Raw genomic sequence first — 18,046 nt, forward strand, 5'->3', positions numbered from 1 at the left:
GGGCGCCGGGCCGGCTACCGTCCCAGACCCAGCTCGGCGGCCAGCGCCCGCAGCGCCGGGCGCGGATCCATCCCGGGACCGTCCCCGAGCACCTGCACCACCACGTGGTCGGCCCCGGCGTCCAGGTGCGCGGTCAGCGAGGCCGCGGCGTCGCTGACCCCACCCATCCCGACCAGCGCGCGGGCCAGCCGGTCGGACCCGCCGCGCACCACGTCGGACTCGTCAAAGCCCTGGCGCAGCCACGAGTTTCGGTAATTGGGCAGCAACGAGTACATGTCCAGGTGCTGGTGCGCGAAGGCCAGCTGCTCGGCGTCCTCGCCACCCACCACGACGGCCTGCTCGGACACCACCCAGCGGTCGGCGCCCACGATCTCCCGGGTGACCCGGGTCTGCTCCGGGGTCACCAGGTACGGGTGCGCGCCGTCGGCGTGCGTGCCGGACAGCTCGATCATCTTCGGGCCGAGCGCCGCGAGCAGCCGCGGCGGCCGGCCGACGCCCGGCTCGATCTGCGCCGGCACCGCCGCCATCGCCTCCAGATAGCCGCGCATGGTGGCCAGCGGCTTGGTGTAGCTGCCGCCGATCGCGTCGACCAGCGGCCCGTGGCTGACCCCCAGCCCGAGCACGAACCGACCCGGATACAGCGCGGTCAGGGTGCGCGCCCCGGCCTCGGCGGCCGAGGGCACCCGGTAGTGGATGTTGGCGATCCCGGTGCCGACCACCAGCCGGTCGGTGGCCGCCAGGAACGCCGCCGACTGGGTCAGGCACTCCTTGCCGAACGCCTCGGGCAGAAACAGCGAACCGAATCCCAGCGCCTCGATCTCCCGGGCCACCTGCTGGGCGTCGGGCATCGACCAGGTGTCGCTGCCCCACCACACGCCGATGCGGGAACCGAAGTCGATGTGGGCGCGCGCCGAGGAGGTCATGGTCACGATCGTAGGCACTGCGCCGTCCGGCCCGGCGGGCCCGGTGGTTCCCCCAGCGCCGGGCGGCGACGACGCGGCACGCCCCCGCCGTCAGACCATACGTGTAGGTTTCTTAACGTATGGTCTACGTGACCGACGTCTCACCTACCGGGAAGGACCCCGATGACCAGTACCCTCGGCTGCCCATTCAGCTCGCGGCCCGACGGCATCGACTTCGTCGACCCCGACGTGCTCGGCCAGGGCGTGCCGCTGCGCGAATTCGCCGAACTGCGCCGCAACGCGCCGGTGTGGTGGAACGCCCAGGAGCCGGGCACCGGCGGCTTCACCGACGGCGGATTCTGGGTGATCAGCCGGCACGCCGACATCAAGGCCATCTCCCGCGACCCGGACACCTGGTCGGCCAACCGCAAGGGTGTGGTGATCAGCTTCTTCGAGGGCATGGATGAGGAGAAGATCGAGCTCACCAAGGCCCTGCTGATCAACCACGATCCGCCCGAGCACACCCGGCTGCGCCGGATCGTCTCCCGGCTGTTCGCCCCGCGCGCGGTCGCCGAACTGGAGGAGAAGCTGCGCATCGCGGCCCGGCGCATTGTGGCCGAGGCCGCCGAGTCCGAGTCCGGCGACTTCGTCGCCGACATCGCCGCCAAGCTGCCGCTGCAGGCCATCGCCGACCTGATCGGTGTCCCCGCGGAGGACCACCAGAAGGTGTTCCACTGGGCGAACTCGGTGATCAACCTGGAGGACCCCGACGCCGGGCTGGACGACCCGACCGTCGCCAACGCCCAGCTGCTGGCCTACGCCTACGGCATGGCCGACGAGCGCAGGCGCTGCCCGGCCGACGACATCGTCACCAAGCTGGTGCACGCCGACCTCGACGGCGAATGGATGACCCAGGAGGAGTTCGGCTTCTTCGTGGTGCTGCTGGCGGTGGCCGGCAACGAGACCACCCGCAACGCGATCACCCACGGGCTCAACGCCTTCCTGGACCATCCCGAGCAGTGGGAGATCTACCGGCGGGATCGCCCGGAGACCGCGGCCGACGAGATCGTGCGCTGGTCCACCCCGGTGTACGCGTTCCAGCGCACCGCCACCCGCGACGTGCAGCTCGGCGGCGCGGCGATCGCCGCCGGCGACCGGGTCGGGCTGTTCTACGCCTCGGCCAACTTCGACGACGAGGTGTTCGAGAACCCGCACGAGTTCAACGTGCTGCGCAATCCCAACCCGCACCTGGGCTTCGGCGGCCAGGGTACGCACTTCTGCCTGGGCGCCAACCTGGCCCGCACCGAAATCAACCTGATGTTCAACGCGATCGCCGACGTGCTGCCCGACATCACCAAGCTCGGCGAGCCGCGGCGGCTGCGCTCGGCGTGGCTCAACGGGGTCAAGAGCTTCGACGTGCGCTACCGCTGAACCGGTTGGGCCGCAACGGCCGAACCCACCCAGCGGGTCAGATACCGGCGCAGCTCGGCACCGGCGCGCGGCGGGTCGCCCGGGTCGGTCACGAAGGTCTGCACCGTCCGCAGCACGAACTCGACCAGATCCTCCAGCGCCGCGTCGTCGTAACCGTGCGACGCCCAATCCACCTCGAACCGCGCCAGCATGGAGCGGCCGAAGCTCCGGGCCTGCGTCGAGGTGATGGCCGGCAGGAACCGGTTGGTGTGCGACGGGGTCAGCAGCAGCCCCAGATGCGGGGTCCGCGGCAGCGTCTCCAGCACGTAGGCCAGGCCCTCGCACACCGCCGCCGCCGGCTCGGTCAGCCCGCGGGTCTGCGCCTCGATGCGGTCCAGGAAGGCGCCGACCGAGGCCACCGCGGCCGCGGTCATCAGCGCCTCGGCGTTCGGGAAGTACCGGTACACGGTCTGCCGGATCACCCCGAGCGAGCGCGCCACATCGGCGATGCTGATCTCCGCACCGGTCTCGTCGATGACCGCGATCGCCGCGCCGACGATCCGGGCCACCGCCTCCTCATCGGTTCCCGGCGGGTCCCCCGCCCAGCCGTGCCTGCGCGCCATCGCTCAGCGTCGGACGTATTCGGTGAAGCCGTCGAGCAGCCCCGGATCGTCCACCGCGGCAGCGGAAACCACCTGCGCCGGTGCCGCGCCGAGCAGGATCCGCTTGATCGGGATCTCCAGGCGCTTGCCGGTCATGGTGCGCGGAATGCCCGGCACCGCCAGGATGTCGTCGGGCACATGCCGCGGCGACGCGCTGCCGCGGATGGCCGCGGTGATCTCGGCGCGCAGCGCATCGTCGAGCACCGCGCCGTCGGCCAGCGCGACGAACAGCGGCATCCAGTAGCCTCCGTCGGCCAACTCCACCCCGACCACCAGGCAGTCCCGGATCGCCGGCATGCTCTCGACCGCGTTGTAGATCTCCGCGCTGCCCATCCGGATGCCGCCGCGGTTCAGCGTGGCATCCGAACGGCCATGCACCACAACCGATCCGCGTTCGGTGATGGTGATCCAGTCGCCGTGACACCAGACCTCGGGGTACTTGGCGAAGTAGGCGTCGCGGTAGCGGGCACCGTCGGGGTCGTTCCAGAAGAACACCGGCATCGACGGCATCGGCTTGGTGATCACGAGTTCCCCGGCCACCCCGATGACCGGCTGCCCGTCGTCCCACGCCTCGATCGCCGCACCCAGCGACAGGCAGCCCAGCTCCCCGGCGCGGATCGGCACGGTGGGCGCGCTGCCGATGAACGCGGTCACCACGTCGGTGCCGCCGCTGCAGGACTGCACCGGCACCGCCCGGCCCAGCCCGCGCTGCACCCAGGCGAACCCCTCGGCGGGCAGCGGCGAGCCGGTGGACCCGACGCCGCGCAGCCGGGACAGGTCATAGCGCTGCCCGGGCAGCAGGCCCTCCTTGGCACACGCCAGCAGGTAGCCGGCCCCCGCACCGAACACCGACACCCGATGGTCGGCCAGCACCCGCCACATGCCGTCGGTGTCCGGGTGGGTGGGGCTGCCGTCGTACAGCACGATCGTCGCGCCCACCAGCAGCCCGGCGACCTGGAAGTTCCACATCATCCAACTGGTGGTGGTGTACCAGCAGAACCGTTCCTCGGGACGCAGATCCAGTTGCAGGCCAAGGTATTTGACGTGCTCGAAGACCACCCCGCCGTGCCCGTGCACGATGCCCTTCGGGGTGCCGGTGGTGCCCGAGGAGAACAGCACCCACAGCGGATGGTCGAAGGCCACCGGTTCGGACTGCAGGTCGCCACCGACCGCGATCGCCTCGGCCCAGCCGGTCACCTCGCCGAGCTCGGCGAGGTCCAGGCCCAGCCGGGGCACCACCACGGTGGACCGCAGCCCCGGCAGCGCCGCCCGCAGCGCGGCGATCTCGGCGCGCTTGTCGTGGCGTTTGCCGCCGTAAACGGTGCCGTCGGCCGCGATCAGCACCGTCGGCTCCAGTTGGCCGAGCCGGGCGACCACGCCGTCGACGGCCAGGTCGGGGTTGCACACCGCCCACACCGCGCCGATGCTGGCCGCCGCCAGGAACGCCACCACCGTCTCGCCGATATTGGGCAGGTAACCGACCACCCGGTCCCCGGGCCGCACGCCCAGCCCGCGCAGGTAGTTCGCGAAGCCGGCGGTCTCCGATTCCAGCCGCTGCCAAGACCATTCGGCCGCACCGTCCTCGCCGGCCACCACCATGGCGGGGCGCTCGGGATCGGCGTGCCGAAACACCTGGTCGACGTAGTTCAGCCGGCCACCCGGAAACCATTGCGCGCCAGGCATTTCCGCTGAGCCCAGGATCTCGGTGGGCGCAGCGCGCAGCGGGATCTCGAAGAACCGCCAGACCGCCTCCCAGAACCAGGCCACGTCGCTGACCGACGCCCGCCACAGTTGCTGGTAGTCGGCGAAGTCGCCGTTGTCGTTGGCGCGCAGCCAGTCGCAGAACTCGGTGATCCGGGCGTGTGCGACAGTCCTCACGTCGGGAGTCCACCCCCCGGGCTCGGGGGCCGAACCAGCGGGGTCAGTCGTCATCGGCGTCCCATTCGAATTCCCGTTCCTCATCGGCGATCTCGCCGTGCAGCGGCTCCACGGCGCCGGCCGTGACGGTGTGCGCGGCCTCCATCAACATCCAGCCGGACAGCTGCACCGACAGGTCCCGCTCGGGCACCTCGGAGGGGTTGACCGCGCCGTCCACCTTGTCCGCCGCCCCGGAAACGGCCGTCGGGATCACCGCGTTTTCGTCCCAGGACGGGCCGAACAGCGGCAGCCCGTCGACGTTCTGGCGGTAGTCCCAGGCCGACTGCGCCGAGGCCAGCACGATCGCGGCGGCGGTGTCGCGGGCGGTTTGGGCGGCGTCGTCCTCGCCGGGCAGCGCGGTGGCGACCAGCGCCAGGTAGCGGGCGGTGATGCCGGGGAACAGTCCGCCGTCGCCGCCGCCCCCGCCGCGCAGCACCTTCTCGTCGGTCATCTCCTCGGCGACCGCCGCCACCAGCCGGGCCACCCGGTGGCGGTGCCGCTCCTCACCGCTGCGCACCGCCAACTCGGTCTCCAGGCCCAGCACCACGCCCTGGCAGTAGGTGTACTGGGCGCGCACCAGCGAGCCGCCCTTGATCCCGTCGAACACCAGGTGGGTGTCCGGGTCGATCAGGGTGTCCTCGATCCAGTCGGCCATCTGGGTGGCGCGGCGGACCCGGCCGTAGCGGGCCAGGAAGATCCCGGCCGGCCCGTTGGCCGGGGCGTTGAAGAACTGATCGGATTTGCGCCACGGGATGCCGCCGCCGTCCTCGGGCACCCAGGCGTCGACAAACTGGGTGGCCAGCTTGTCCAGCGCCCGCGGCTTGTCGATCGCCAGCGAGCGTCCGGCGCGCTGCAGCGCCAGGGCCAGCCAGGCCATGTCGTCGTAGTAACTGTTGGTCCAGCCCGGGTTGCGCAGCCAGTGCCCGCGGATCTGGCGCCGGATCAGCTGCAACCGCTCCGGGTTCGGGGCGCGCAGCTGCGCGTCGATCAGGCAGTCCAGCAGGTGCGCCTGCCACCAGTAGTGCCAGGTCCCGAAGTAGCGTTCCCGCCGGACCGGCGGCCAACCCACCACCCCGAGTCGGGTACCCGGCAGGCCCCACAGCTTTCTCAGGTGCCGGGTACTGATCGCGATTTCGGCGGTTCCGGCGCGATTAGCCCATACCTGGTCCATGGCAGTTCATCCTGCCACCCGCCGAACTACCAGGCGTGGGCGAGTTCCGCATGCCGGCGGATCCAGGCGTGCATCGCGATGCCCGCCGCCACCGACGCGTTGATGCTGCGGGTGGAGCCGAACTGGGCGATCGACACCAGCAGGTCCGCGCCGGCGCGGGCGTCGTCGGTGATGCCGGGTCCCTCCTGGCCGAAGATCAGCAGCGCGTTGCGGGGCAGCTCGGCGGTCTCCAGCCGCACCGAGCCGGGCACATTGTCGACGGCAACCACGCTCAGCCCGGCGCCGGCGGCAAACGCCAGCAGCTCGGCGGTGCTGTCGTGGTGGCGCAGCCGCTGGTACCGGTCGGTGACCATGGCACCGCGCCGGTTCCACCGGCGCCGGCCGACGATGTGCACGGTGTCGACGGCGAACGCGTTGGCGGTGCGCACCACCCCGCCGATGTTGGCGTCGTTGCCGAAGTTTTCGATGGCGATGTGCAGCGGATGCCGCCGGGTGTCGATGTCGGCGATGATCGCCTCCCGCGACCAATACCGGTAGGCGTCCACCACGTTGCGGGTGTCGCCGTCGCGCAGCAGCTCGGGGTCATAGCGCGGGTCGACGGGGGTCGGGCCGTCGTGCTCGTCGACCCAGGGGCCGACGCCGGTGCCGGCCCCACCGCCGGAACCGGTGGCCCATTCGGTGGGTCCGGGTTCCTCCCGCAAGGTCACTTCGTCGTCCACAGCGCCGCGTGGGTGCCGATCACCGACACCGTCGGGTACAGCACGGCCTGGTTGATCTCGCCCTGCGTGCACAGCGACACGTCGAGCACCACCGAGTCCAGGGTCGCGTCGGGCAGCACCAGCGTCGAGGCGCCGTAGGCGTTGCACGCCGGATTGACCCCCGGCGGCGGCCGGGTGGGGGCGACCACGATCATCAGCGGCCCGCCGCGGGCGGCGGCGTCGTCGCGGTACTGGGCGGCGACCGCCTCGGCGCGCAGGCCCAGCAGCATGGCTCCGTCGCCGGTGAAGGCGACCGGGTCGCCGAGCGCGGCCGGGGTCAGCGGCATCCCGTCGGCGCGCCAGGCCTCGGCGCTGGTGCTGGCCATGATCAGGCCGGTGTCGGCGACGCCGGTGCGCGGCAGCCCGAGCGGAAACGCCGCCGGGTAGGCGACGGTCGTCTCCGGGATGCGTTCGCGCGGGGAGTACAGGTAGATGCCGCGGACCTGGGACTGCGCCCGGGACGGGCCGAGGCAGACGGTGCCGCTGATCCGGTCGCCGTCCTGCACCCGCAGCATTGCGGCGGGGGCCTCGGCGCCGGTCATCGACTCACAGCTGCCGATTCCGGTCGCCTCGATCGGGTGCGCGAGCGCGCCGTACAGGCCGAAACGCAGGTCGCCCGGGTCGGCGCGGGGGGCGTCGGGGTCCTCGGAGGACGGGGCGGCGGTGACGTCGACGAGCACCCGGTCGTCGGCGAAGCGCAGGTTGGCCACCGCGATGTTCCAGCCGAGGATGGCCTGGGTGTCACCGATCGCCGCGGTGTGCGCGCCGTAGACGGTGTTGTCGGATCCGCAGCCACCCAGCAGCAGCGCCAGCGCCGCCATCACGGCCAGGACCGCACCCGAGGATCTCCGCACCGCGCGCACCGTGCCGCTCAGGCGTCGGGCAGCCCGAGATCGGCCAGGCCCAGCACGCTGCGGTAGGCCAGGCCCTCGGCCTCGATGATCTCGGCGGCGCCGGTGGCCCGGTCGACGACGGTGGCCACCCCGACCACCTCACCGCCGGCCTCCCGGACCGCCCGTACCGCGGCCAGCGGCGAGGCCCCGGTGGTCGAGGTGTCCTCGACGACCAGCACCCGCTGCCCGGCCACGTCGAACCCCTCGATGAGGCGCTGCATGCCGTGGGTCTTCGCGGATTTGCGGACGACGAACGCGTCGATCGGCCGGCCGGGGGCGTGCATGATCGCGGTGGCGACCGGGTCGGCGCCCAGGGTCAGCCCGCCCGCGGCGGCGTAGTCCCAGTCCGCGGTGAGTTCACGCATCAGCACCCCGATCAGCCGGGACGCCCGGTGCTGCAGGGTGGCGCGGCGCAGGTCGACGTAGTAGTCGGATTCCTTGCCGGAGGACAGCGTCACCCGGCCGTGCACGACGGCCAGCGCGCGCACCAACTCGGCCAGCTCGGCCCGGGGGTCAGTCACGGCTCAGGGCTGCAGATTCGAGGTCTGGCGGCCACCGCGCGGCACACCGCGGTGCAGCGGCTCGGGCCGCGTCGACCGGGCCTCGGTGCGGATCGCGCCGGGCTCCTGGCTGCGGCCGGTCGGCAGTTCGGCCGGGGCGGGAGCCACCGGGCGGCCCGGTTCGCCGCGCCGGGACGCGGCGCCGAGGGCGCGCTGTACGGGCGGCAGCACCCGCAACAGGTCGTTGAACTGGCGCACGGTCCGCAGGCCCTCGTCCCACTCGGCGCGGGCACTGCTGATCGGCATGCTGATCAGGGTCCAGTTCTGCTCGTTCCACATCACCTCGGCGCAGTCCGGGGCGGTGTGGGCGAAGGTGACCATCCGGCGGTCGCAGGCGCGACGGGCGGCGTCGAGGTTGGTGGAGTACACCATCCGCGGGCCGATCGCGCCGAGCAGCCAGATGTCGCTCTCGCGGGGCTCCTTGAGGCCCTTGAGGCGCAGGTCGACGACGACGTTGGTGCCGACCTTGCGGTGCAGCGCGATGATGGTGGACACGTCGTCGAGGTCGAAGATGAACACGGCCTCACCGCGGATCTGGCCCAGCACGACGTTGCGCGCGGACACGTCGCCGACGGTGGACATCACGCCGCGCTTCCACTTCTCCAGAATCTCGTTGGAGACCGGCTCGTAGTCGAAGCCATGCGAGCGCGCCCACGCCTTGCGCCGGCGGCCGAGCCCTCGGCGCCGGTCGTAGTCGACGTACAACAGAACCGCCGCACCCACAAAACAGAGTGCGGACAGCGTGAACCAAAACGGGACCATCGCCCACAGCCTAATCGCTGGCCCGAGATTTCGAGAATCCGATCGGGTTACAACCCGGTCACCGTGGCGGATGTCTCGTCGTCGGGCAGAATCGGGTGCCGTCATAGTTGCCCCGGCCATGAGGAGCCGACTTTGTTAGCCATCACCATCGCCGCGGTCGGCTTCGTACTGGCGGTCATCGCCGTGTTCGGTGTGGTCGCGTTCAACTCGCTGCGCAACCTGGACGTCGGCGCCCAGGAAGCCCTCGGCGGCATCGACGTCCAGCTCACCCGGCGCGCCGACCTGGTGCCCAACCTGGTCAACGCCGTCAAGGGCTACGCCCAACACGAGAAGGCGCTGTTCGAAGAGGTCACTGCCGCCCGCACCGGCGCCGCGCAGGCCGCCGCCTCCAACAACGTCGACGAAAAGGCCACCGCCCAGGCCCGACTGGACCGCGCGATCGGCAACGTCATGGTCGTCGCGGAGAACTACCCGGACCTCAAGGCTTCGGCGAACTTCCTGCATCTCCAGCAGCAACTGGCCGACACCGAGAACCAGCTGGCCTTCGCCCGTCAGTACTACAACGACGCGACCGCCCAGCTGAACAAGAAGGTCGTCACCATCCCCTGGATGTTCTTCACCGGCCTGGCCAAGGTCGGCAAGCGCGACTTCTACAAGGCCCCCGAGGGGCAGCAGGCCCCGCCGCAGGTCAGCTTCTGAGGACCGGAAACGCCGATCGCCCCGACTCGCAAGAGTCGGGGCGATCTGCGTTTCTCGGTCCTTCGTCGTCAGCGCTGTTTATTCGGCCGACTCCTCAGACCTCAGCCGAGCACCAGCCCGTCGCCGTCGGCGTTCAGGTTCACCGGCACGACGTCTCCGTCGTGGATCTGACCGGCCAGCAGCAGCTTGGCCAGTTGGTCGCCGATGGCCTGCTGCACCAGCCGGCGCAGCGGCCGGGCGCCGTAGAGCGGGTCGAAGCCCCGCTCGGCCAGCCACTGCTTGGCATCCAGCGAAACCTCCAGCGTGAGCCGCCGCTGCGACAGCCGCTTGGCCAGCTGCTCCAGCTGGATGTCGACGATCCGGACCAGCTCGTCCTCCTGCAGGTGGTCGAACATCAGCACATCGTCAAGGCGGTTGATGAACTCGGGCTTGAAGGCCGCCCGCACCGCCGCCATCACCTGCTCCTCGGAGCCACCGGCCCCCAGGTTCGACGTCAGGATCAAGATGGTGTTGCGGAAGTCGACCGTGCGGCCCTGCCCGTCGGTCAGCCGGCCCTCATCGAGGACCTGCAGCAGCACGTCGAACACGTCCGGGTGCGCCTTCTCCACCTCGTCGAACAGCACCACGGTGTAGGGCCGACGGCGGACCGCCTCGGTCAGCTGACCGCCCTGGTCGTAGCCGATGTAGCCCGGAGGGGCACCCACCAGCCGCGCGACCGAGTGCTTCTCGCCGTACTCGCTCATGTCGATGCGGGTCATGGCGCGCTCGTCGTCGAACAGGAAGTCCGCCAGCGCCTTGGCCAGCTCGGTCTTGCCGACCCCGGTCGGGCCGAGGAACAGGAACGAGCCGGTGGGCCGGTTCGGGTCGGCGACCCCGGCGCGGGCGCGGCGCACCGCATCCGACACCGCGGCAACGGCCTTGCGCTGGCCGATGACCCGCTTGCCGAGTTCGTCCTCCATCCGCAGCAGCTTGGCGGTCTCGCCCTCCATCAGCCGGCCGGCCGGAATACCGGTCCAGGCCGCCACCACGTCGGCGACGTCGTCGGGCCCGACCTCCTCCTTGAGCATGAGGTCTTCCTGCGCCCGGGCCGCCGGAACCGCGGCGTCGAGCTGCTTCTCCACCTCCGGGATGCGGCCGTAGCGCAGCTCGGCCGCCTTGGCCAGATCGCCGTCGCGTTCGGCCCGGTCGGCCTCCCCGCGCAGCTGGTCCAGCTGCTCCTTGAAGTCACGCACCACGTCAATGGCGTTCTTCTCGTTCTGCCACCGCGCGGTCAGCTCGGCGAGCTTCTCCTTGCGGTCGGCCAGCTCCGAACGCAGCTTCTCCAGCCGGTCCTTGGAGGCGTCGTCCTCCTCCTTCTCCAGCGCCATCTCCTCGATCTCCAGGCGCCGCACGATCCGCTCCACCTCGTCGATCTCGACGGGCCGGGAGTCGATCTCCATCCGCAGCCGGGACGCCGCCTCGTCGACCAGGTCGATGGCCTTGTCCGGCAGGAACCGGCTGGTGATGTAGCGGTCGGACAGCGTGGCGGCGCTGACCAGCGCCGAGTCGGTGATCCGGACGCCGTGGTGCACCTCGTAGCGGTCCTTGAGGCCGCGCAGGATGCCGATGGTGTCCTCCACCGTCGGCTCCCCGACGTAGACCTGCTGGAACCGGCGTTCCAGCGCGGCGTCCTTCTCGATGTACTTGCGGTACTCCTCCAGCGTGGTCGCGCCGACCAGCCGCAGCTCGCCGCGGGCCAGCATCGGCTTGATCATGTTGCCGGCGTCCATCGCGCCCTCGCCGGTGCCGCCGGCCCCGACGATGGTGTGCAGTTCGTCGATGAACGTGATGATCTGCCCGGCGGAGTTCTTGATGTCGTCGAGGACGGCCTTGAGCCGCTCCTCGAACTCACCGCGATACTTGGCGCCGGCCACCATCGAGCCCAGGTCCAGCGAGACGACGGTCTTGTCGCGCAGCGATTCCGGCACGTCGCCGGCCACGATCCGCTGAGCCAGGCCCTCGACGATCGCGGTCTTGCCGACGCCGGGTTCGCCGATCAGCACCGGGTTGTTCTTGGTGCGCCGGGACAGCACCTGAATGACGCGGCGGATCTCGGTGTCACGGCCGATGACCGGGTCGAGCTTGCCTTCCTTGGCCCGCGCGGTCAGGTCGGTGGAGTACTTCTCCAGCGCCTGGTAGCTGCCCTCGGGGTCCGGGCTGGTCACCCGGGCGCTGCCGCGGACCTTGACGAACGCCTCGCGCAGCGCGTCCGGGGTGGCACCGTGGCCGGCCAGGCTCGCGGCCACATCGGTGTCACCGCCGGCCAGGCCGTAGAGCAGGTGCTCGGTCGAGACGTACTCGTCGTCCATCTCGGTGGCCAGATGCTGGGCGGCGGTGATCGCCGCGATGGACGGCGGGCTCAACTGCGGTGTCGAGCTCGATCCGGTGGCGCTGGGCAACCGGTCGATGATGCGCTGGGTTTCGGTGCGGATGAGGGCGGGATCGACTCCGACCGCCTCCAACAGCGGCGCGGCGATGCCGTCGTTCTGCGTCAGCAGCGCCATCAGCAGGTGGGCAGGGGTGATCTGCGGGTTGCCTGCGGCGGTGGCCGCCTGCATCGCCGAGGTCAGCGCTGCCTGGGTCTTCGTGGTCGGATTGAACGAGTCCACGACACCTCCATTTCTCTTTCAGGCACGGGCAAGGGCATGCCCGGCAAATGCTTGTCGTAGAGTCCAACCTCATCAGGGTTGAGCCTATTCCGCTCAACCCTGATGGTGGGTGCGACCGTCGTCACAGTTCGATCATCCGTCGGCGGGCGGACACAACTCGGGGCGCATCCGGCCCACGCTACGTCGGCCGGCGTCGCGGCGATGACCGCTTCGACATCCCGGTCACGACGGGCCGGATATCCGCCGGGGAACCCCGCGGAGAACACATAAGCTGGGCGCGCGGCGTGCGCTTCGCCGCAGAAGAGGACGGCGGCGTGCAGTTCGCCGCAGAGAGGGCCGCGGCGTGCAGTTCGCCGCAGAGAGGGCACTGTGACTGCACCGGACCGACTGACCGCACTGTCCGCGCGGGTCAGTGCGCTGACCGGGCAGCAACTGCGCCCGGACCAACTCGACACCGTCGTTGCGCGCGCCTTCCAGCACGGCATCGATCTCCAGGACGACGGGCAACTGCGCGCGCTGGTCGGCGGGCTCGCCGCCGGATTCACCGCACCGGTCAGCACCCCGCCGCTCCACCAGGCACCCACACCGCAGCCGCACTACCCGTACTACCCACCGGCCGGCCACCCGCAGCCCACCCAGGGCTGGCCGGCACCCGCCACACCGACCCGACGGCCGGCCGGGTTCATGGCGGCGGGCATCCTCATCGTGCTGGGAGCGATGGTTGGAGCCGCGGGAGGCGTCCTGATCCACCTCCGCGGTATCGCCCTGCCGTCGGCGAGCTCACTGGCGCTTGCCGCGGCGTTTCTGCTGATCGCCCTGAGTGCGACGTCCGGGGCCACCAAGGCGATCGCCGCCGTCGCCGCGGTATCCGCCGGTGCGGGTCTGGCGGTGGCCATCGCAGCGCAACCGCTCTACCACATGCTGCCGTTTCCCCGGTTGCTGTTTGCGCTGCCGGGGATCGCCCTGGCCGTCGCCGTCCTGGTGCTCGGCATCACCGGGCGCTCGCATTTCGGCACCTTCGGGATGGTCGCCGGGATCGGCTACGCCGTCGTCGACGCCGTGGGATCGGTGCTCAACCTCATCGGCATGAGCTACAGCGCCTGGATAATCCCCTCTCTGATCGCCCTGCTGTTCCTGGTGCTGTTCGGCATCGCCGTCCTGCTCGGCCGCGTCCCCGCAGAGGAACCAGCGTGAGCGCCCCGGATCCGCTGACCGCCCTCGGCCAGCGCGTCACCGCCCTGACCGGCCGCGACCTGCGCCGCGACCAGCTGGAAACGGTGATCACCCGCGCCTTCGAGCACGACCTCAACCTCGGCGACGACGCCCAGCTACGCGCCCTGGTGGCCGGGCTGCCGGCCGGTGACTCCGCGCAGCCGCCGATCTCCCATGCGCCGCCACCCCCGGCCTGGGGCCACCCGAATCCCACGCCGGCCCACCCGCAGCCCGGCTACCCGCAGCCCGGCTGCCCGCAGCCGGCCCACCCGGCCCAACCCTGGGCCGGGCATCCCCCGGCCCCGGCCCCGCCAGTAACGCCGATGCGACGCCCGGCGGCGTTCCCCGTGGCCGGGCCGCTGCTCGCGGCGGGCGTCATCGCCGCGCTGACCGCGAGCGACGGAGCGCTGAACTACCGCAACGGTCATCTCGTCCTCGACCACCTGATGCTGTTCGGGCTGAGCTTTCTGCTGCCGGCCGCCGCGTTTGCGCTGGTCGCCTACGGTGCGCGCCCCGCCGGGCAGGGCCTGGCCAGGCGGGCCGCGCTGGTGGCCGCGGCGGCAATACTGGTCACCCTGGCGACGATGTTCGCATCGTTCCTCATCCCGAACAGCCCTACGATCGTCCTGCCCGCGGTGCTGCCGGGCATCGCCAACCTGGTATTCGCGGTCACCCTGGTGGTGTTCGCCGCCCGTTGCCGGCCGATCTTCCGGATGATCGGGGTGCTCACCGGAACCGTCGCGGGCATCCTCGGGCTGGGCCTGCCGATCCTGCTGCTCGTGGCCGCATGGCAGTACAGCCTGCTACCTCCGGTGCTCTTCAATGTGCTGGTGGGGTCCTGGCTGGTCGCCCAGCTGTTTCTGCTGATCTTCGCGATCACGGTCACCCGCGGCCGGCTGCCGCGCCACGCCGATCCGGCCCGGCCCGGCCCAGCATGATCTCCAGACTGCTCGGCGAGCTCGCCCCGCTGGCGCTGGTGATCGCCCTGTCGCCGCTGTCGATCATCCCGGCGGTCCTGGTGCTGCACGGTCCGCAACCCCGGGCCCGCGGCCTGGCGTTCCTGTCCGGCTGGCTCGTCGGCCTCACCGCGCTGACCGCGGCGGCCATCGGGGCCTCGGGCCTGCTCGGCGGGTTGCACGAGGAGCCGCCGGCCTGGGCGTCCTGGGTCCGCATCGGGGTGGGCGCCGCGCTGATCGCCTTCGGCCTGTTCCGCTGGTTCACCCGGCACCGCCGGCCACACCAGCTGCCCGGCCTTCGGCACCTGAACGATTCCTCGCCGGTGCGGCTCGCCGGCATCGGGGCGCTGCTGACCGTCGCCAACGTCAAGGTGCTGTTCATCTGCGCCGCGGCGGGTTTGGCGATCGGCAGTGCGGGCCCGGACATCGACATCGTCGTCGCCGCGGCGGCGTTCGTGGCGGTCGCGTCGTCCACCGTCGCGGTGCCGATCCTGGGCTACGCACTGTCCGGCAAGCGGCTGGACCCGTCGCTGACTCTGCTGCGGGAGCGGATGGAACGGCACAGCGCGGCGCTGGTCGCGGTCATCCTGATCGTCATCGGCGCCATGCTGCTCTACAAGGGACTGCACGGCCGGTAGCCCGCGCCGCGCAACCCGTGCCGCTACCGCGTCCGAGGTGCCGGCGCGGTGGTGGTTCGCCACGATCGGGGCAATCCCCGGTCGCTACCATCACCGGGTGGGACTCGATGACCGGAATGCGCTGGCGACCCTGCGTGCGGCGTTCACCGGCCCGGACAGCGACGAGGTGATCGGCCGGATCTTCACCTGCTGGTTCGCCCTGGACCCCGAGATCCGTGATCTGTTCGGCGCCGACATGACCGACCAGCGCCGCACCTTCGGCCGGGTGCTGGATTGGCTGCTCGGCGAGTTCATCGCCCAGCGCGCCGACGAACCGGTGTCGCTGCTGGCCCAGCTCGGCCGGGACCACCGCAAGTACGGGGCGACCAAACAGCATTACGAGACGATCGCCCACGCGTTGTTCGCGACCTGGGCCGCCGAGCTCGGCGAGCTGTGGACCGGCCCGGTCGAGGAGACCGCCCGCGACGTGGTGAACCTGATCGCCGGCGTGATGATCGGCGCCGCCGACGCCGAGGGCGGCCCCGCCTGGTGGGAGGGCACCGTGGTCGAGCTGCACCGGGTGTCCCGCGACATCGCGGTGGTCCGGCTGATCCTGGACCGGCCGCTGGACTATCAGCCCGGCCAGTACGTCAACGTGCAGGTCCCCCAGGTGCCGCGCAGCTGGCGCTACCTGTCACCGGCGATGCCGCCGGACCCCGAGGGCCGCATCGAGTTCCACATCCGTTCGGTCTCCGGCGGGATGGTCAGCAACGCGATCGTCGACGAGACCCAGATCGGCGACCGCTGGCGGATATCCAGCGCGCACGGCGGCCTGGAAGTGGACCGCGACGGCGGTGACGTGCTGATGGTCGCCGGCAGCACCGGGCTGGCCCCGCTGCGGGCGATCATCATGGACCTGTGCCGATTCGGCGAAAACCCTCGGGTGCACCTGTTTTTCGGCGGCCGCTACCCGTGCGAGCTCTACGATCTGCGCACCCTGTGGGAGCTGGCCGCCGCCAACCCGTGGCTGTCGGTGACCCCGGTCTCGGAGTACAACACCGATCCGCCGTGGGCCGCGGACTATCCCGACGTGGCCCCGCCGCGGGGACTGCACGTGCGACAGAAGGGGCTGCTGCCGGAGGTGGTCAGCAGCTACGGCGGTTGGGGTGATCGGCAGATCCTGATCAGCGGCAGCCGCGCGATGATCGCGGCGACCCGGGAGGCACTGATCGCCAAGGGTGCCGCGGCGCAGCGGATCCAGCACGACCCGGTCTGATCACGACGTCCTGCGGTCCCGCGGCTTCCAGACCACCAGCGCGGTGCCCGGGCCCGACGCGCGGCGAACCGACCGTGCGGCCTCGAGCTCGGCGGCCATCTCGCGCAGCCGATCCTGCAGTGCCTCAACCTGGTTGGTCAGTTCGATGATTCGCTTGATCCCGGCCAGGTTGACACCGTCGCGCTGGGACAGTCGCTGCACTTCGCGCAGCAGCTCCACGTCGCGCTCCGAATAGCGGCGGCCGCCGCCGGAACTGCGTTGCGGCCGAACCAAACCCAGCCGGTCATAGGTGCGCAGGGTCTGCGCGTGCATGCCGGCCAGTTCGGCGGCCACCGAGATCAGGAAGGTACGGGTTTCACCACGAGATTCCGGATTGGTCATCGCCCGTCACATCCTGTTCCCGGCCCATCCCGCGCGCGGGTCGAACCCGCTGGCCTTCTCCGCGGCGGCATAGGCCTCCAGCGCCTCAAGCGCCTCGCCCTCCAGGTTGGTCGGCACCGCGACCTTCACCGTCACCAGCAGGTCACCGCATCCGCCGCTGCGCTTGGGCACGCCGCGGCCACGGACCCGCAGGATCCGGCCGTCCGCGGTGCCCTTGGGCACCCGGACACCGACCCGGCCGTCCAGGGTGGGCACCGAAAGCGTGGTGCCCAGCGCGAGTTCGGCGAAGCCGACCGGGATGGTGAGCTTCAGGTCGTCGCCGTCGCGGCTGAACACCTTGTCCTGGCGCACGTGCACCGTGACATACAGGTCACCCGACGGCGCGCCGCGCAGGCCCGCCTCGCCCTGGCCGGCCAGCCGAATCCGCTGACCGTTCTCGACACCCGGGGGGATCCGGACGTTGATGGTCCGGGTCCGAGTGGTGACCCCGCTGCCGTGGCACTCACCGCACGGGTTCTCGATGATGGAACCGCTGCCGCGGCAATCGGTGCACGGTTCGGAAAATCCGAACGCGCCCTGATTGTGGTTGACGACGCCGGCGCCGTTGCAGGAGGCGCACACCTTCGGGCTGGTACCCGGCCGGGCACCGCTGCCGTGGCAGTTGGTGCACGGCGCCGGACTGGTCAGCCGCAGCGGCATGGCCACACCCTTGGCGGCCTCGACGAAGTCCAGTTCGGTCTCGGTCTCCAGGTCCTTGCCGCGGCGGGGCCGGCTCGGGCGCGGCTGGGCACCGCGGCCGAACAGCCCGCCGAACAGATCCCCGATGTTGGCGCCGCCGGACTCACCGGCCGCGTTGAACAGATCACCGAGGTCGAATTCGGCTCCGTCGGAACCGAATCCGCCACCGAACCGTCCCCCGCCAGCACCGCCGTTGAACCGGCGCCCAAAGCCGCCGCCCCCACCGGCGAACAGCCGTCGGGTCTCGTCGTACTCCTTGCGCTTGGCCGGATCGGTCAGCACGTCCTTGGCCTCGGAGGCGGCCTTGTACTTCTCCTCGGCCGCGGCGTTCCCGGGATTGCGGTCCGGGTGGTGCTCGGCGAGGACCTTGCGGGCGGCCCGCTTGATGTCGTCCTGGGTGGCGTCGGAGGCGACGCCCAATTCGGAGTAGAAGTCCTTCTCAACCCATTCACGCTGGGCCATCGGGCGTCACCTCCTTACCTGT

17 protein-coding genes are annotated in these 18,046 nt (G+C 71.0%); 6 read left to right on the forward strand and 11 right to left on the reverse strand.

Features of this window, described 5'->3' with window-relative positions; all coding sequences use genetic code 11:
• Positions 1-14 precede the first annotated feature (14 nt).
• Positions 15-923, reverse strand: a complete 909-nt coding sequence (locus G6N10_RS11680) for an LLM class F420-dependent oxidoreductase (RefSeq protein WP_085096194.1) — start codon at positions 921-923, stop codon at positions 15-17.
• Between the two features lie 162 nt (positions 924-1,085).
• Here G6N10_RS11680 and G6N10_RS11685 point away from each other — a divergent pair, with 162 nt between their 5' ends.
• Positions 1,086-2,333 (forward strand): cytochrome P450, encoded by a 1,248-nt coding sequence (locus tag G6N10_RS11685; RefSeq protein ID WP_085095968.1) that lies wholly within the window; start codon positions 1,086-1,088, stop codon positions 2,331-2,333.
• Here the strand turns inward: G6N10_RS11685 and G6N10_RS11690 are convergent.
• Genes G6N10_RS11690 through ttfA form a run of 7 tightly spaced genes read right to left on the reverse strand, consistent with a single transcriptional unit; the run spans position 2,324 to position 9,035 of the window.
• The gene (locus tag G6N10_RS11690) at positions 2,324-2,935 is read right to left on the reverse strand and encodes a TetR/AcrR family transcriptional regulator (RefSeq protein WP_085095965.1); all 612 of its coding nucleotides are present in this window, start codon (positions 2,933-2,935) and stop codon (positions 2,324-2,326) included. The genes G6N10_RS11685 and G6N10_RS11690 overlap by 10 nt on opposite strands.
• A 3-nt stretch (positions 2,936-2,938) precedes the next feature.
• Positions 2,939-4,906, reverse strand: coding sequence for an acetoacetate--CoA ligase (locus G6N10_RS11695; RefSeq protein WP_085095963.1), 1,968 nt, complete (start codon positions 4,904-4,906; stop codon positions 2,939-2,941).
• The gene (locus G6N10_RS11700) at positions 4,896-6,062 is read right to left on the reverse strand and encodes a glycoside hydrolase family 76 protein (RefSeq protein WP_085095961.1); all 1,167 of its coding nucleotides are present in this window, start codon (positions 6,060-6,062) and stop codon (positions 4,896-4,898) included. The genes G6N10_RS11695 and G6N10_RS11700 overlap by 11 nt, the downstream gene beginning before the upstream one ends.
• Positions 6,063-6,088: 26 nt before the next feature.
• Positions 6,089-6,763 carry a TrmH family RNA methyltransferase gene (locus G6N10_RS11705; protein WP_085096190.1) on the reverse strand — a complete coding sequence of 225 codons (675 nt, stop codon included), beginning with the start codon at positions 6,761-6,763 and terminating at the stop codon, positions 6,089-6,091.
• A gap of 2 nt (positions 6,764-6,765) precedes the next feature.
• Entirely contained in the window at positions 6,766-7,641 is an 876-nt protein-coding gene (locus G6N10_RS11710; RefSeq protein WP_085096192.1) for a hypothetical protein, read from the reverse strand.
• Positions 7,642-7,691: 50 nt separating this feature from the next.
• Positions 7,692-8,234: an orotate phosphoribosyltransferase gene (gene pyrE / locus G6N10_RS11715; protein ID WP_085095959.1), complete on the reverse strand. Its 543-nt coding sequence runs from the start codon at positions 8,232-8,234 to the stop codon at positions 7,692-7,694.
• A gap of 3 nt (positions 8,235-8,237) precedes the next feature.
• Entirely contained in the window at positions 8,238-9,035 is a 798-nt protein-coding gene (ttfA, locus tag G6N10_RS11720) for a trehalose monomycolate transport factor TtfA (protein WP_085095957.1), read from the reverse strand.
• 132 nt (positions 9,036-9,167) lie between these two features.
• Between ttfA and G6N10_RS11725 the strand changes: the two genes are divergently transcribed.
• Positions 9,168-9,734, forward strand: a complete 567-nt coding sequence (locus tag G6N10_RS11725; protein WP_085095955.1) for a LemA family protein — start codon at positions 9,168-9,170, stop codon at positions 9,732-9,734.
• Positions 9,735-9,835: 101 nt separating this feature from the next.
• Here G6N10_RS11725 and clpB read toward each other — a convergent pair whose 3' ends face one another.
• Positions 9,836-12,382 (reverse strand): ATP-dependent chaperone ClpB, encoded by a 2,547-nt coding sequence (gene clpB, locus G6N10_RS11730; protein WP_085095953.1) that lies wholly within the window; start codon positions 12,380-12,382, stop codon positions 9,836-9,838.
• A 369-nt stretch (positions 12,383-12,751) separates the two neighbouring features.
• Between clpB and G6N10_RS11735 the strand changes: the two genes are divergently transcribed.
• The 4 genes from G6N10_RS11735 (at position 12,752) to G6N10_RS11750 (ending at position 16,443) form a co-directional block, all read left to right on the forward strand.
• The gene (locus tag G6N10_RS11735; protein ID WP_085095951.1) at positions 12,752-13,576 is read left to right on the forward strand and encodes a hypothetical protein; all 825 of its coding nucleotides are present in this window, start codon (positions 12,752-12,754) and stop codon (positions 13,574-13,576) included.
• A complete protein-coding gene (locus tag G6N10_RS11740; protein WP_085095949.1) occupies positions 13,573-14,532 on the forward strand; it encodes a hypothetical protein in 960 nt (319 codons plus the stop codon). Before G6N10_RS11735 ends, G6N10_RS11740 begins: the two co-directional genes overlap by 4 nt.
• Positions 14,529-15,188, forward strand: a complete 660-nt coding sequence (locus G6N10_RS11745) for a GAP family protein (protein WP_085095947.1) — start codon at positions 14,529-14,531, stop codon at positions 15,186-15,188. Before G6N10_RS11740 ends, G6N10_RS11745 begins: the two co-directional genes overlap by 4 nt.
• 97 nt (positions 15,189-15,285) lie before the next feature.
• The gene (locus G6N10_RS11750; protein ID WP_085096188.1) at positions 15,286-16,443 is read left to right on the forward strand and encodes an FAD-binding oxidoreductase; all 1,158 of its coding nucleotides are present in this window, start codon (positions 15,286-15,288) and stop codon (positions 16,441-16,443) included.
• Here G6N10_RS11750 and G6N10_RS11755 read toward each other — a convergent pair whose 3' ends face one another.
• Both G6N10_RS11755 and dnaJ read right to left on the reverse strand, forming a co-directional pair.
• Complete coding sequence (locus G6N10_RS11755; protein ID WP_085095945.1) at positions 16,444-16,824, reverse strand: heat shock protein transcriptional repressor HspR; 381 nt, start codon at positions 16,822-16,824, stop codon at positions 16,444-16,446. It abuts the gene before it with no gap.
• Positions 16,825-16,830: 6 nt separating this feature from the next.
• Positions 16,831-18,024 carry a molecular chaperone DnaJ gene (gene dnaJ / locus G6N10_RS11760; protein ID WP_085095943.1) on the reverse strand — a complete coding sequence of 398 codons (1,194 nt, stop codon included), beginning with the start codon at positions 18,022-18,024 and terminating at the stop codon, positions 16,831-16,833.
• Between the last annotated feature and the right edge of the window lie 22 nt (positions 18,025-18,046).

Source organism: Mycolicibacterium fallax, from assembly GCF_010726955.1.
Taxonomy (GTDB): Bacteria; Actinomycetota; Actinomycetes; order Mycobacteriales; family Mycobacteriaceae; genus Mycobacterium; species Mycobacterium fallax.